Here is a 13,671-nt window from a genome sequence, read left to right as displayed (position 1 = left end):
ATGGCCCTTCAGCTAAGCTTTGATCTTCCGGCCAAAACCGCGCTGGGGCGTGAGGATTTTTTTGTCTCTCCCGCGAATGCACTTGCGGTTGCCATGATCTCGGCCACGTCCTGGCCGGGCAACAAACTGGTTCTGAGCGGCCCTGCGGGTGCGGGCAAAACCCATCTGGCACATGTCTGGGCGGCGGAAACCGGTGGTCGGATCATTCAGGCCGCAGATGTGCGTCACGAAGACGTGCCGGATCTGGCACGCGCGCCTGTCGCGGTTGAAGACGTCCCGATGATCGCGCACGACTTAGAACAACAGAAAACACTGTTTCACCTGCACAATCTTGTGTTGGCCGAAGGCAACGCCCTTCTTATGACTGGACGGCTGGCCCCTAATTTCTGGCAACTTCCGTTGCCCGATCTCCAAAGCCGGATCGAGGGCGCGCATCACGTAGCGCTTGACCCGCCGGATGACGCATTGCTGGGCGCGGTTCTGGCCAAGCTGTTCGTGGATCGGCAGTTGAACCCCAGCCCCGAGGTTATCGCCTATCTGGTCAAACATATGGACCGGCGCTTTGAAACTGCCGCCAGTGTGGTGGCGCAACTGGACCAGCTTGCGCTATCGGAAAAGCGCGACATTACCCGCGCCTTGGCGGTGCGTGTTTTGAGCGCAGATTTGGATGATGTCCAATCTGGGAATTGACCCACGCCGGGTCATCTCGCATTCTGCACGCGGAATATCTGGAAGAGACATGGATCAGACTGTCGTTACCGAAATCCCTGACTGGGGTCCGTTCGGAAAGCCCCTCTTTGATGACCCCCAAGCCCGAGCTCTGTCACGCGTGGGCGTGGTTGACGTTGGATCGAACTCTGTCCGGATGGTTATCTTTGACGGCGCCGCGCGCTCACCGGCCTATTTCTACAATGAAAAAGTGATGTGCGAACTGGGCGCGGGCCTTTCGGACACAGGGCGGCTCAACCCAACGGGTCGCAAACGCGCCCTGGCCGCTTTGGGCAGATTTGCCCAACTCTCCGATGACCTTGGCCTGCCCGGCCTGCATGTCGTCGCCACCGCAGCCGTGCGCGAGGCCGAGGATGGCCCCGAGTTTTGTGCCGAGGTCAAAGCCGAAACCGGCCTGACCGTATCGGTCATCAACGGCGATGAAGAGGCACGCCTGTCCGCGCAGGGTGTCCTGCTGGGATGGCCCGGCGCCTATGGCCTGATCTGTGACATCGGCGGGTCCTCAATGGAATTGGCCGAGATCGGAGACGGCGGTGTCGGTCGGCGCCTGACCTCGGCGCTGGGGCCGCTGAAACTGCGGGACATCAAAGGTGGGCGGCGTGCGCGCAAGGCGCACATCAAGGTCACGATGGAGGATCTGCGCGACCAGATGGGGCCGCAACGCGATCGCCTGTTCCTTGTGGGCGGCAGCTGGCGGGCCTTTGCACGTCTGGACATGCTGCGCCGTGGTTACCCCTTGAACGTGCTACATGAATATCGCATGACCACCAAGCAGGTGCGCGAGACCATTAAATTCATCGAAAAAGGTGACCCGGAAAAGCTGCGCAGCAAAGCCGGTGTGTCGGGATCGCGGATGGCGCTGATCCCCTATGCGATGGATGTGCTGGCACGCTTGATCCGCACGTTCAAACCCAAGGATATCGCCATTTCCAGCTACGGTATCCGCGAGGGTCTGCTTTACGAGCAGATGCCACAAAACCTGCGGGACCGTGATCCGTTGATCGAGGCGAGCCGTTTTTCCGAAGCCAAGGACGCCCGCCTGCCCGGTTTCGGAAAACATCTGCTCGATTTCGTGATGCCGCTGTTCAAATCAGCCCCGCCCGCGCGCATCCGCCTGATAAAGGCGGCCTGTCTGTTGCACGACGTCAGCTGGCGCGCACATCCTGACTATCGCGCCGAGGTCTGTTTCGACTACGTCACACGTGCCAATCTGGGCGGCTTGAAGCACTCGGAGCGAGTTTATATCGGGCTGGCCCTGCAGCACCGGTATCGCAACAAACGCGAGGGCAACCGGTTCACCGCACTGTACGAACTCCTAGACGAGAAAGATCAAAAACAGGCCGAGATCTTGGGAAAGGCCATGCGGTTTGGTGCTATGCTGTGGATGCAGAACGATGCGCCGATGGCGACTTTGAAATTTTACCCCAAGAAGCAACAACTGGACCTGTTCTTGCCAACTGCAGCACGCCCCCTGTTCAACGAAGTGGCCGAGGCACGGCTAAAGTCACTCGGCAACGCTTTGAAATCCGAAACCCGCGTCATCATCCGGGGCTAGATATCAAATCTCGGTTTCGCCCTCGGGCGGGCCTTCAGGGATCTCTGGCTGTATCTCTGGGTCCTGCGGCGGCTTTTTGCGGATAATTATATCGCCGTTAGGCAGGATCTCGGGTGCTTCATAGGCGCTCCAATCCTCAATCTCATCTGCCAGTTCGGCCAAGGCGGGCCCCATTTCCGCAATAAATGACTGCATGGCCGGGCCAAACTGTTCAGCGAGTCCCAGCAGTTCATCCAATGCAGGCTCCATCTCCTGGCGCAGGCCTTCAAAGAACAGCTCTGCGCCCTGCTCCATCAGGGATTTGTTCCCCTCTTCCTCGGCAGAGGCCGGAAGGGCCATAACGACGGTCAACGCGCAGATTGGAATGAAACGTTTCATATTGAAAATATAGGGCAACTGAAACGCGGTTGAAAGATCACAGCTCGATATCCAGAGTGACAGGGAAATGGTCGGACGCGGTTAACAATGCCTCATGCAGGTCACGCGCGTCACGGCAGGCCGGATCGCGAAACGGATGCCATATGCGCCAGTCCGGGCGAAGATCCCTTAACCCATCGCTGATCATGATGTAATCCAACAACGCCTCAAGATACCCGCGATCTTGGGGCCGATAAAAGCGCGCGGTCGACGGGCGTTCACCCGGTTCTGACCCAAACGCCGTATCCGCGTGGGGGTCGAACACCCCCGATTGTAGCAAGATTTCAACCGATGAGCGACCAAACAAGTTTTCGAACTCGTCTAACCCCGGACCATCGTTCAAATCGCCCATTAAGATTACCTGATCATCAGCCGCCAGATGCGCCTTGATCCGCCTGCCCAGCCAGATCGCCTGAGCCAGCTGTTTCCGACGATTGGCGATCGCGATACGGATCGCCGCATCGCGGGTTTCCGCCCCGTGAGGCGCCTTTGACTTCAGATGCGCGCCGATAAGACGAAACGGTTTGCCTGCCTTGGTTTCGACGGCCAGTTCCATTGGCGGCTTGGAAAACTGTACCTGATCCTCGGTTGCGTCGATATCGAGGTCGATTTGAAACACCTGATCGAAACGCGGAGCCCGGTGCCCTCCGTCCTTAGGATCATGTCGCACCGTCAGTACGCGCGGGTCATACAACAAGGCCAGTTCTTGGTGCGTATCGTTGGCAAATCCCATCACGGCTTCGCTGGTGCGCAGATCGAACGCCTCGGCAAAGTTTTGTAGCGCGCGGACCGTGTTCTGAGATTTCCCTGTGTTTGGCGCTTCGACAACCAGCACAGCATCCGCATCGATCGCCGTCAGAACCTTGGCGATAGCCTCGATCTGCTGCGCCTTGGTGACATCATGGCGACCTGACCAACTGTCATCGGCGATCAGTTCGTCATGACGATCAAACAGATTGGCGAACCACTCGATGTTATAAGTCGCGAGGCGCATGCCTCAGGCCTGCGCGCCGTTGATTTCGTCCCAGGCACGGTTGATGTCGATCATCTTTTTTTCGGCCAGACGTACGGCCTCTTCGGGAACTCCACGCGCCAACATCGCATCGGGATGTGTTTCGCGTACAAGCTGCCGCCAGACCTTACGAATATCGGGCAACGGCATGTCCCGTGGCACCCCAAGAACCGTGTAAGGATCGTTGGGCGCATCAGGCACAAAACGGGCACGCAAGGCCATGAACTGCGCATCGGTCTGGCCGAAAATATGGCTGACCTCTTCCAGAAACTCGTTTTCGTTGGGGTGATAGAACCCGTCCGCCATGGCGATGTGGAACAACCCCTCCATCAAATCGCACAGTGTGGTGCTATCTTCGGAAAACATTCGCGCGATCTTGCGGGCATAGTCCTGATAACCCGCAACATCCGTGCGTGCCATGTTGAACACGCGCGCCGCGCCTTCCTCGTCATCACGCGCGATCTGGAAAACGTCGCGAAACGCCGTAACCTCATCTCGCGTCACCTGCCCATCCGCCTTGGCCATTTTCGCCCCCAAGGCGATCACAGCAATGGTGAAGGCCACCGACCGTTCGGGTGGCGAGCGCAGCTTTTCAAAGACTGCGGTAAGGCTTTCACCTTGGGCAAGCGCGCTTAGCGCATCGGATATACGGATCCAGATCGACATGAGCGCACCCTAGCGTCCCAAATCGGGACTGTCAGGTGCAACCAAACCGTCTGTGGCAAGAATTTTCTGCATCAGCACAAGGTCCAGACGTTTCCCCCACTTGAACCCAACCTCGGGCATGCGTCCGACTTCGACAAAGCCCACGGCCGCGTGAAAAGAAACTGCCCCCGGATTTGCCGAAGAAATCCCCGCCACCAGTGCATGAGTTCCCTCTGCCCGGGCGGCAGCCTCAAGCGCCCGCATCAAAACTCGCCCCGTACCTTGTTCACGCGCATCAGTGGCCAGTTGGATCGTTAGCTCTCGGCACTGCGCGTATCCCGGACCGGATCGAAACGGACCATAGGTGGCAAACCCAAGAATCTGGTCGTCCTGTTCAGCCACAAGATAGGCCGGACCGCGCGCTTCGATGTCACGCGCAATGCTGTCTACACTGCGTTCGTCGGTTGTGAATGTTACCAGCGTGTCGCGGATGATTGCGTTGGTGATCGCAGCTATCTCTGTGGCGTCCGCAGCTTTGGCCTGCCTGATTTTCATTCCAACACGCGCTTCCCGTGCGGAGTTTCGAACTCTGCCCGCAATGCGGCCGGACCTGTGTCGAAAACCACAGCGCCCATTTCGCCTAGCAGCTTGGCTAGCTCCAGCGCGTCCGGGTGAAAAACCACCAACCGACGCAAACGGCAGCCGCTATCCTGCAGCATATTTGCCGGATGCAAATCTCCGTGCCACTGAATAAGCGCCGGGAACAGATTGTCGAAGGGCAGACGCCCGTTTGGCGGAACCGCCATTTGCCAGCGTAACGCCCCGCGGGCCAGGTCGATCGGGTGGCCCACCACATCCGGAAACACGGTCAACGAGGCTGAAATGTCCGGCACCCGGCATATCCAGTTGGTAAGGCGCGGCACGCCCTTGAACCGGTCCAGATCGAACCATCTGGTTCTTTGAGGATTTGGTGCCTGTGGGTCAATCGCGATGGCCTCAAGATACAAGCCGTCTCGCAATCCTAACAGGCGGTTATATGTGCCAAACCTTTCATGCTTGCCGCCGTCCTGCAGCGGTACTCCCAATGCCTGTTCGACATGGGCAGACGATTCTTCGAGCGTTTCGCCCGCAACCGCCAGATGATCCAGTAACACGCAGCGCCTCCTATGAAAAACGACCAAACCCTATCGGATCTGGTCGCATGTTTTCCTTAAAGGCGGTGGATCACAAGATTTTTCGACGAAAATCTTTGAAAGCCTCAGCCTTTCGCTTCACCGATCAGGCGCAGAATGTCCTGAGCCGCTTCGGGGATGTTGGTGCCCGGGCCAAAGATCGCTTTGACGCCGTGATCATAGAGGAATTGATAATCTTGCTGCGGGATCACCCCGCCGCAGATTACAAGAATGTCCTCGGCGCCGGCTTTCTTCAGCTCTTCTACTAGCTGCGGTGCCAGTGTTTTGTGCCCCGCCGCCTGCGACGAAATACCGATGACGTGCACGTCGTTGTCCACGGCGTCCTGCGCGGCCTCAGCTGGGGTTTGGAACAGCGGACCTACATCCACGTCAAACCCGATATCCGCAAAGGCGGTTGCGATCACCTTGGCACCGCGGTCATGCCCGTCTTGCCCCATCTTGACCACAAGCAGGCGTGGACGGCGGCCTTCGGCCTCGGCAAATTCTTCGATAGATTTCTGGATCGCGGCAAAGCCTTCGTCGCCTTCGTAGGCCGCGCCATAGACACCGGCCAGCGTTTTCACTTCGGCGCGGTGGCGGCCGAATTCTTTTTCCATTGCCATGCTGATCTCTCCTACGGATGCACGTGCGCGGGCGGCCTCAACGGCAGCAGCCAGCAGGTTTCCACCATCGCGGGCGGTCTTGGTCAGAGCATCCAGTGCCGTTTGACAGGCGGCTTCGTCACGGGTTGCACGGATACGTTCCAATCGTGCGACCTGAGCTTCGCGCACGGCCACATTGTCGACGTCCAGAATGTCGATCGGGTCTTCCTGTTCCTTGCGGTACTTGTTGACGCCGACGATCACCTCATCACCCCGGTCAATCATGGCCTGACGGCGGGCGGCGCTTTCCTCGATCCGCAGCTTGGGCATACCGCTGGCAACGGCCTTGGTCATGCCGCCCATTTCCTCGACCTCTTCCATCAAGGCCCAGGCTTTTTCGATCAACTCGTTGGTCAAGCTTTCGATGTAATACGAACCGGCCAGCGGATCGACCACATCGGTCACACCGGTTTCCTCTTGCAGAACCAGCTGCGTGTTCCGCGCGATACGGGCCGAGAAATCAGTGGGCAGCGCAATCGCCTCGTCCAGCGCGTTTGTGTGCAGGGATTGGGTACCGCCCAGAACCGCGCTCATCGCCTCATAGGAGGTGCGGATCACGTTGTTATAGGGGTCCTGCTCCTGCAGCGACACGCCGGATGTCTGGCAATGGGTCCGCAGCATCTTGGAACGCTCTGATTTCGCACCAAAATCCGTCATCACCCGATGCCACAGCGTACGCGCGGCGCGCAGTTTGGCGATCTCCATGAAGAAATTCATGCCGATGGCAAAGAAGAAGGACAAACGCCCTGCGAACTTGTCGACGTCCATGCCAGCCTGCGTGGCGGCGCGTACATACTCGCGCCCGTCAGCCAGCGTATAGGCCAGCTCCTGCACAAGGTTCGCCCCAGCCTCTTGCATGTGATAGCCCGAGATCGAAATCGAGTTGAATTTCGGCATCTCATTCGACGTGAACTCAATGATGTCCGAGATGATCTTCATCGAAGGCTCGGGCGGGTAGATGTAGGTGTTGCGCACCATGAACTCTTTCAGAATGTCATTCTGAATGGTGCCGGACAGGACGGATTTGTCATGCCCCTGCTCTTCGCCTGCAACGATGAAACTGGCCAGAATTGGAACAACCGCCCCGTTCATGGTCATCGAAACCGAGACCTTGTCCAACGGAATGCCGTCGAACAGGATCTTCATGTCCTCGACGCTGTCGATTGCCACACCGGCCTTGCCCACGTCACCGACAACGCGCGGATGGTCACTGTCATAGCCGCGGTGCGTCGCCAGATCGAAGGCGACTGACACACCCTGCTGACCGGCCGCCAGATTACGGCGATAGAACGCGTTTGATTCTTCAGCGGTCGAGAAACCCGCATATTGGCGGATCGTCCAAGGGCGGCCCGCATACATGGTCGCCTTCACACCGCGCGTGAACGGCCCGAACCCAGGCAGCGACCCCATATGCGGCAGTTCAGCGGTGTCTTCCTGCGTGTAAAGAGGTTTGACTTCGATACCTTCCAAAGTCTCTTTGGTCAGGTCGTCCAACGGGCGTCCGCGCAGCTCTTTCTCGGCCAGCGCCTGCCAGTCTTTCGTATCGGTCATTGCGTATTCCTTTTCTCAATTCGGGGCGCGAACAGGCATTGCCTGCGCGTTTTAACGTTCGGTGCCGCGCGTCGCGGCAGGTGTAAACGCGATATTTTGAAGCCTGCGTGCATTTCGCCGGTCGCATTCACCGGCGTAGAGGCTATATTCAAACGAACAGGAGGCCCTATGACACGAACGCTTGCCCTTGTTTTCTCGGCACTATTCCCGCTGGTCGCGATGGCGGCAGATGGGTCTGCGCCCGCCGATGAAGATTTTGTCCGCCCCGCTGGTGATAGCGAGCTGAGCGAATACTTATGGGTCAACCGGCCCATCGTCGTCTTTGCCGATACCCCAGCCGACCCGCGTTTCCGGCAGCAAATCGACATGCTTCTGGAAGGCGAAGCGGCCATGCGCGACCGGGATGTGGTCGTGCTGACCGATACCGATCCGTCCGCCCGATCTCCGATCCGGTCACAATTACGTCCGCGCGGTTTCCAGATGGTGTTCGTCGACAAGGACGGCGTGGTCAAACTGCGCAAACCTTCGCCGTGGAGCACACGTGAAATCGGCCGTTCCATCGACAAAACGCCCCTGCGCGAACGTGAAATCCGCGAACGACGCGAGGGCGGCTGAGCGCTTTCGCCACGCCCAAAGCTCCCGGCGCGAACCGCCGGGAAACCATGGGGATATGGTGAAAACGCGATCATGATCACTCGAACTCGATGATCACGTCGTCCACGGCGAGGTTGTCGCCGGGGCCTGCGTTGACTTTGGACACGACACCCTTCTTCTCGGCGCGCAGGATGTTTTCCATCTTCATCGCCTCGACAGTGCACAGTGCCTGACCTTCCTGCACTTCCTGCCCCACTTCGACATCGATCTTCACGATCAGGCCGGGCATCGGGCACAGCAGCATTTTCGAAGTATCCGGCGGCAGCTTTTCGGGCATCATACGGGCCAGTTCGGCCTGACGCGTTGTTCGGACATGGACTTTGAGGTCTGCACCCCGGTTGCGAATACGGAACCCGCCCGAGATTTTTCCGACTTTCAGAACCAGCGGGCTGCCATCGACGTCCAGCACCGCCAAGTGATCGCCCGGCGTCCAGTCCGAAGTGACCCGCATGGTGGTACCGTCCGAGAACGTCACGGTTGACCCATCGCGATCCGCATCAATCTCAACTGCATATTCCTGCCCTTGCAGAGTGACGACCCAATCAGAGCCGACCTTGCGTTCGTGATTGTCCATCCGACCAGAAACGCGGGTGCGGCGAATCTCGGCCACGCGGTGCATCGCGGCACAGGACGCGGCTATGCGGCGCAAGTCGGCCTCGGGCAGTTCAACGCCTTCGAACCCGTCGGGATATTCCTCAGCGATAAAGGCCGTGGTCATGTCACCGCTGACGAATTTCGGATGGTCCATCACAGCCGACAGGAACGGCAGGTTGTGGCCAATGCCTTCGACCTCAAAGCTGTCCAGCGCTACGCGCATCGCCTCGATCGCCGCCTCGCGGGTCGGGGCCCAGGTGCACAGTTTGGCGATCATCGGGTCATAGTACATGCTGATCTCGCCGCCCTCATAGACGCCGGTATCGTTGCGCACGGCAGCTTCACCTTCGGGCGCTTCACCTTGCCATTTATCGTTCACCAACAACGGACCAGAGGCAATCTCTTGCGGCGGACGATAGCGGGTCAGACGACCAATCGACGGCAGGAAGCCACGATACGGATCTTCGGCATACAGACGGTTTTCGATCGCCCAGCCGGTCAGGGTCACGTCGTCCTGTGTGATCGACAGTTTTTCACCAGCTGCGACACGGATCATCTGCTCAACCAGATCGACTCCGGTGATCAGTTCGGTGACCGGGTGTTCCACCTGCAGACGCGTGTTCATTTCCAGGAAGTAGAAATTCTTTTCGCCATCGACGATGAATTCAACCGTACCGGCGCTGGCATAGTCTACGGCCTTGGCCAGTGCCACGGCCTGTTCGCCCATCGCCTTACGGGTCGCTTCGTCCAGGAACGGCGACGGTGCTTCTTCGACCACTTTCTGGTTCCGACGCTGGATCGAGCATTCACGCTCGCCCAGATAAATGCCGTTGCCATGGCTGTCGCAAAGGACCTGAATTTCGATGTGACGCGGCTGGGTCACGAATTTTTCGATAAAGATACGGTCATCACCAAACGAGTTTGCCGCCTCATTCTTGGACGACTGGAACCCTTCGCGCGCTTCTTCGTCATTCCACGCGATCCGCATGCCCTTGCCACCACCGCCGGCGCTGGCCTTGATCATGACCGGATAGCCGACTTCGTTGGAAATCCTGACGGCCTCTTCTGCGTCTTCGATCAGCCCCATGTAACCGGGAACGGTGGAAACACCGGCTTCTTGTGCGATCTTCTTCGAGGTGATCTTGTCGCCCATGCTTTCGATTGCCCGAACCGGTGGACCAACAAATGCAACGCCTTCGGCCTCAAGCGCCTCGGCGAATTTCGAGTTTTCCGACAGGAAGCCATAACCAGGATGCACCGCCTGGGCCCCACTCTGGCGAATGGCATCCATGACCTTGTCGATCACGATATAGGACTGGTTCGCAGGCGGCGGGCCGATATGCACCGATTCATCCGCCATCGACACATGCAACGCGTTCTTGTCTGCATCCGAATAGATGGCAACGGTGCCGATACCCATCTTGCGGGCTGTCTTGATGACCCGGCAGGCGATCTCGCCCCGGTTGGCGATCAGGATCTTGTTAAACATGGAACGTCCTTTGTCTTGATGTTCTGAGAACGCAAAACGCCGCCGCAGGGAACGTTCCCCACGGCGGCGTGATGCGCGATGACGGTCGGGGCGACGCGCGCCCCGAAAAACCCGGTATTACCTACAGTTGTTTTGTGTCTTGCAGTACAGGACATTGCCCGCCGCGCCGACAACCGCGCCGAACAGCGGGTCGGCGCTGACAACAGCCGCCCCGACGGCGCCTGCGCCACCGCCAAGCAGCGCCTGTTCGCCCGTCGTGTCACCACAGGCGGCAAGGCCTGCGCAGGTCGCCATTGCAAGAACGAGTTTCGAGATTCGCATGATATCTGCCCCTTTGGAATTCTTGATGCGTTCCGGGGCAGATGTCCGATTTCGACCTTGTTATTCAATAACAGGCCGTCCTGAACAGAGTTTTGCGTAGATTTGTGCCGCTTTACGCTTGGATATTGCGCAAAGAAAAACGCGGGCAGGACTTTGTGGACATCACAAGCCTGCCCGCGGAAGGAAGGGGTACGGAATAGTAGGTGCTTGTGCGACGCAGGCAAAGTAGAGCCGCACGGCTTGGTCAGATTGCTTGGCACAATCAAATGCGTAAACAAAGTATTGTTTCCGGTCAGGATTCCGGCTGGAAATCGCCCATTGGGCGAATGCGCGCGCAGATTCGCGCCGAGATCAGATGCAGTTTGGGGGGTGAAACGCGAGGCCAATGCCGTCACGTTGCTGTTACTTTTCCTCAGCAATTGGTCTGTTTCTGCGCCTGCAACATCACGGGTTGCGGAAAAAGGCGCCAGAATTTGTCTTTTCAAACGCAAAGGGTTAACTGATCTGTTCACCTTAGGGTGAAAACGGTCCGAAAGTTTTGCACGTTTCCTTGAGAAACTAGGCGCTTCCCATCCCGTTCTCGTGATTTCCCTCAAGTTCTCTTGCGTGGAACGGTACCCGTGCACACTCGCACACAAGGAACTATCCACATGATTGCAAAGAGAAAAACGGCGTTGCTGCTTGCCGTGTCCACGCTTGGCATGTCCGGCGCGGCTGCTTTCGCCCAAGACGCCCAGACGCAAACGGAACTTGATGCCCTGCGTGCTCGCGTCGAAGCCCTCGAGGCCGCAAATCCCGGCGCTGGCACTGGCGATCTTCGAATCGGAAACACCACTCTTGATGTTTATGGGTACGTTAAGGCTGATTTCTTCTACGACACGGACTTTGAACTGGGCGATCTTGCCGATGCGACCCAAATTGGCGAGCCAGCAAACGCCACCAGCGGCACCTTTGGGGCTACCGTGCGCCAATCGCGTATCGGGCTTCGGACCAATACGCCGTCTGCCATCGGCGATATTGCGGGCCAGCTGGAACTGGACCTGTTTTCCGGCGGGACGGATGGGCCTGCTGAACTGCGCCTGCGCCACGCCAATATCCGTATTGGTGATAACTGGTTGATCGGTCAATTCTGGACCAACTTCCAGCCGTTGGACACCTATCCCACGACCGTTGAATTCAACGGCCCCGTTGGCATTCCTTTCGCTCGCGCCCCTCAAGTGCGCTATACGAACACGCTGGGCTCTGACACAACCTTTGCGGTGGCGATCGAGGAAAACGTTGGCGGCTCGGATTCGAATGATCCCGTCCTGACCGGCTCCATCGAATACAACAACGGTACCTACCTGGCCCGCGCCTCGGCTTTGTATGGTAAGGCGCAATCCGGCGCGGTCGAAGTGGATCAGACCGGCTATACCCTCTCGGCTGGCATCCGGCCCTGGCAAGGCGGTCTGTTTCAGGTCAACTATGTCGACGGCGAGGCTTTGGGCCCATACCTGATCGCCGCCGGGGACGCCATCGTCAACGGACAGGCCAACGACGTGGACGGATTTACCGTGGAATTCCGCCAGGAACTGAGCCCCAAATGGAACGTCGGCATCGCTTATGGGCAAGAGAATTACGACCTGCCGACCTCGACCGGGACCCTGTCCTTTACCGAGGTTGAAACGATCCACGTGAACGCCTTTTACAAAGCGACCGACAATCTGACGCTTAGCGCCGAATACTTCTATGGTGAGCGGAACGATGCACCGACCGGACGCACCTTTGACAGCAACCGAATTCAATTGGCGGCGCAACTGAACTTCTGACCACACATACCGACCCTGCCCCGACACGGGCAGGGTTTTTGGCCTGGAAGGCCTCACCGCGTTATGTGCGACAGCGGTTGGCACGATCAGCGCACCCCGTCAAAAATTTCGGGGAAGGAAATCCGGCCCACATTCGGATCAATGACCAAAAGCGCGTCGTAACTAGCTGGATCAAAAGGATCTTCGGCCGGAATGACTTCGCGTTCGAACAGCCAGCAAAGACGGCCAGCATCCAAATTGCCCCTCTCAAACGGTTGGTCGCCAAAATGCGCCCACAGGGCTTCCATAAAAGCCGCATCCGCGCGCTTGTCCGCGGGTTTACGATCTCGAAACCGCTCGCGGCGGGTCAGGGGCGTCACGCCTTTGGGATTGGCCCGACGAATAATGAACTGAAAGTCAGTACCCGGCAGGCGCCCGGGAAATCCGCGATGTTTCAGCATGGTTCCACCTCAGTTGCACAAGGGGTCATTGGGATCAGATATTCACATCCGTCACAGGATGATGTCATGGTGCGCACCTCCAAAGCCGCGTAACTGTTCAGAAATGCCCTGACGGGATGAATAGCGCGATTCATGGTCAAAGCCCCTCCCAGATACACCGGGACTGTTCCAGTCGGTAGGCTTCAAAGAACTGCGTGGCATCAGGGGATGTACGGCCGAATTCGATGGGCCGGTCAGACAGGGAAATGACCACCCGGGCAGCGTCCAGTTCGTATTTAGCCACATAAGTAACCGCAAGCGTCTGGCACAGATGTTCCATGTCGACCGAGGCGATATCGTACCCGATCCGGCCAACGTCCGAACCGATCTTGGGCGCAATAAAGCGAAACCGCACCCAAAGCTCACCGGGGTTATTGTCCAGCAGAACGTCGCTCAGGTGCACTGGCTGTCCGGACGGGACCGGCAACAGGTTTTCGGAATCAGCCAGAACGGGGACAGCAAAAACCGACAGTACAACAGCTAAGGCGCGATCCCGGACCCGCCACAGGCGAGCTCCTCTCTCCGGGATCGCGCGCGCCTGGCTTTCGGCCCGCGCTGTTCTATGTCTGATTGGGCAAGTCAT

At 58.3% G+C, this 13,671-nt stretch carries 14 protein-coding genes; 4 read left to right on the top strand and 10 right to left on the bottom strand.

Annotation, left to right across the window (positions count from 1 at the left end; all coding sequences use genetic code 11):
• Nucleotides 1-690, top strand: coding sequence for an HdaA/DnaA family protein (locus RUA4292_RS06425; protein WP_058276845.1), 690 nt, complete (start codon nucleotides 1-3; stop codon nucleotides 688-690).
• A gap of 49 nt (nucleotides 691-739) precedes the next feature.
• Entirely contained in the window at nucleotides 740-2,284 is a 1,545-nt protein-coding gene (locus RUA4292_RS06420) for a Ppx/GppA family phosphatase (RefSeq protein WP_058276844.1), read from the top strand.
• A 3-nt stretch (nucleotides 2,285-2,287) separates the two neighbouring features.
• Here RUA4292_RS06420 and RUA4292_RS06415 read toward each other — a convergent pair whose 3' ends face one another.
• The 6 genes from RUA4292_RS06415 to scpA form a co-directional block, all read right to left on the bottom strand.
• Complete coding sequence (locus RUA4292_RS06415; RefSeq protein ID WP_058276843.1) at nucleotides 2,288-2,662, bottom strand: hypothetical protein; 375 nt, start codon at nucleotides 2,660-2,662, stop codon at nucleotides 2,288-2,290.
• A gap of 37 nt (nucleotides 2,663-2,699) precedes the next feature.
• Nucleotides 2,700-3,695, bottom strand: a complete 996-nt coding sequence (locus tag RUA4292_RS06410; RefSeq protein ID WP_058276842.1) for an endonuclease/exonuclease/phosphatase family protein — start codon at nucleotides 3,693-3,695, stop codon at nucleotides 2,700-2,702.
• A 3-nt stretch (nucleotides 3,696-3,698) separates the two neighbouring features.
• Nucleotides 3,699-4,379: a molecular chaperone DjiA gene (locus tag RUA4292_RS06405; protein ID WP_058275662.1), complete on the bottom strand. Its 681-nt coding sequence runs from the start codon at nucleotides 4,377-4,379 to the stop codon at nucleotides 3,699-3,701.
• A 9-nt stretch (nucleotides 4,380-4,388) separates the two neighbouring features.
• Nucleotides 4,389-4,913 carry a GNAT family N-acetyltransferase gene (locus RUA4292_RS06400; RefSeq protein ID WP_058276841.1) on the bottom strand — a complete coding sequence of 175 codons (525 nt, stop codon included), beginning with the start codon at nucleotides 4,911-4,913 and terminating at the stop codon, nucleotides 4,389-4,391.
• Nucleotides 4,910-5,512 carry a VOC family protein gene (locus tag RUA4292_RS06395; protein ID WP_058276840.1) on the bottom strand — a complete coding sequence of 201 codons (603 nt, stop codon included), beginning with the start codon at nucleotides 5,510-5,512 and terminating at the stop codon, nucleotides 4,910-4,912. The genes RUA4292_RS06400 and RUA4292_RS06395 overlap by 4 nt, the downstream gene beginning before the upstream one ends.
• 104 nt (nucleotides 5,513-5,616) lie before the next feature.
• A complete protein-coding gene (gene scpA / locus RUA4292_RS06390) occupies nucleotides 5,617-7,743 on the bottom strand; it encodes a methylmalonyl-CoA mutase (protein ID WP_058276839.1) in 2,127 nt (708 codons plus the stop codon).
• Between the two features lie 168 nt (nucleotides 7,744-7,911).
• Here scpA and RUA4292_RS06385 point away from each other — a divergent pair, with 168 nt between their 5' ends.
• The gene (locus RUA4292_RS06385; RefSeq protein ID WP_058276838.1) at nucleotides 7,912-8,358 is read left to right on the top strand and encodes a DUF4174 domain-containing protein; all 447 of its coding nucleotides are present in this window, start codon (nucleotides 7,912-7,914) and stop codon (nucleotides 8,356-8,358) included.
• Nucleotides 8,359-8,434: 76 nt separating this feature from the next.
• On the opposite strand, the gene RUA4292_RS06380 is transcribed toward RUA4292_RS06385, so the two are convergent.
• Nucleotides 8,435-10,480, bottom strand: coding sequence for an acetyl-CoA carboxylase biotin carboxylase subunit (locus RUA4292_RS06380; RefSeq protein ID WP_058276837.1), 2,046 nt, complete (start codon nucleotides 10,478-10,480; stop codon nucleotides 8,435-8,437).
• 117 nt (nucleotides 10,481-10,597) lie between these two features.
• Nucleotides 10,598-10,801: a hypothetical protein gene (locus RUA4292_RS06375; protein WP_058275656.1), complete on the bottom strand. Its 204-nt coding sequence runs from the start codon at nucleotides 10,799-10,801 to the stop codon at nucleotides 10,598-10,600.
• A 650-nt stretch (nucleotides 10,802-11,451) separates the two neighbouring features.
• On the opposite strand from RUA4292_RS06375, the gene RUA4292_RS06370 reads away from it, so the two are divergent.
• Nucleotides 11,452-12,609 carry a DcaP family trimeric outer membrane transporter gene (locus RUA4292_RS06370; RefSeq protein WP_058276836.1) on the top strand — a complete coding sequence of 386 codons (1,158 nt, stop codon included), beginning with the start codon at nucleotides 11,452-11,454 and terminating at the stop codon, nucleotides 12,607-12,609.
• A gap of 86 nt (nucleotides 12,610-12,695) precedes the next feature.
• Here the strand turns inward: RUA4292_RS06370 and RUA4292_RS06365 are convergent, their stop codons facing one another.
• Together RUA4292_RS06365 and RUA4292_RS06360 are read right to left on the bottom strand one after the other, a co-directional pair.
• Nucleotides 12,696-13,049: a hypothetical protein gene (locus RUA4292_RS06365; protein ID WP_058276835.1), complete on the bottom strand. Its 354-nt coding sequence runs from the start codon at nucleotides 13,047-13,049 to the stop codon at nucleotides 12,696-12,698.
• 136 nt (nucleotides 13,050-13,185) lie between these two features.
• The gene (locus RUA4292_RS06360; RefSeq protein WP_233493370.1) at nucleotides 13,186-13,671 is read right to left on the bottom strand and encodes a DUF6497 family protein; all 486 of its coding nucleotides are present in this window, start codon (nucleotides 13,669-13,671) and stop codon (nucleotides 13,186-13,188) included.

Origin of the sequence: Ruegeria atlantica (assembly GCF_001458195.1) — a bacterium.
GTDB lineage: Bacteria > Pseudomonadota > Alphaproteobacteria > Rhodobacterales > Rhodobacteraceae > Ruegeria > Ruegeria atlantica.
Note: the sequence above shows the minus strand (reverse complement) of the source record. Positions and strands in the feature narration are given on the sequence as shown.

What these genes read in the sequence shown, in the direction of transcription:
- scpA (WP_058276839.1), bottom strand. Translation starts at nt 7,743, where the DNA reads ATGACCGATACGAAAGACTGGCAGGCGCTGGCCGAGAAAGAGCTGCGC.
- RUA4292_RS06400 (WP_058276841.1), bottom strand. Translation starts at nt 4,913, where the DNA reads ATGAAAATCAGGCAGGCCAAAGCTGCGGACGCCACAGAGATAGCTGCG.
- RUA4292_RS06370 (WP_058276836.1), top strand. Translation starts at nt 11,452, where the DNA reads ATGATTGCAAAGAGAAAAACGGCGTTGCTGCTTGCCGTGTCCACGCTT.
- RUA4292_RS06380 (WP_058276837.1), bottom strand. Translation starts at nt 10,480, where the DNA reads ATGTTTAACAAGATCCTGATCGCCAACCGGGGCGAGATCGCCTGCCGG.
- RUA4292_RS06405 (WP_058275662.1), bottom strand. Translation starts at nt 4,379, where the DNA reads ATGTCGATCTGGATCCGTATATCCGATGCGCTAAGCGCGCTTGCCCAA.
- RUA4292_RS06360 (WP_233493370.1), bottom strand. Translation starts at nt 13,671, where the DNA reads ATGACTTGCCCAATCAGACATAGAACAGCGCGGGCCGAAAGCCAGGCG.
- RUA4292_RS06415 (WP_058276843.1), bottom strand. Translation starts at nt 2,662, where the DNA reads ATGAAACGTTTCATTCCAATCTGCGCGTTGACCGTCGTTATGGCCCTT.
- RUA4292_RS06420 (WP_058276844.1), top strand. Translation starts at nt 740, where the DNA reads ATGGATCAGACTGTCGTTACCGAAATCCCTGACTGGGGTCCGTTCGGA.
- RUA4292_RS06425 (WP_058276845.1), top strand. Translation starts at nt 1, where the DNA reads ATGGCCCTTCAGCTAAGCTTTGATCTTCCGGCCAAAACCGCGCTGGGG.
- RUA4292_RS06385 (WP_058276838.1), top strand. Translation starts at nt 7,912, where the DNA reads ATGACACGAACGCTTGCCCTTGTTTTCTCGGCACTATTCCCGCTGGTC.
- RUA4292_RS06410 (WP_058276842.1), bottom strand. Translation starts at nt 3,695, where the DNA reads ATGCGCCTCGCGACTTATAACATCGAGTGGTTCGCCAATCTGTTTGAT.
- RUA4292_RS06375 (WP_058275656.1), bottom strand. Translation starts at nt 10,801, where the DNA reads ATGCGAATCTCGAAACTCGTTCTTGCAATGGCGACCTGCGCAGGCCTT.
- RUA4292_RS06365 (WP_058276835.1), bottom strand. Translation starts at nt 13,049, where the DNA reads ATGCTGAAACATCGCGGATTTCCCGGGCGCCTGCCGGGTACTGACTTT.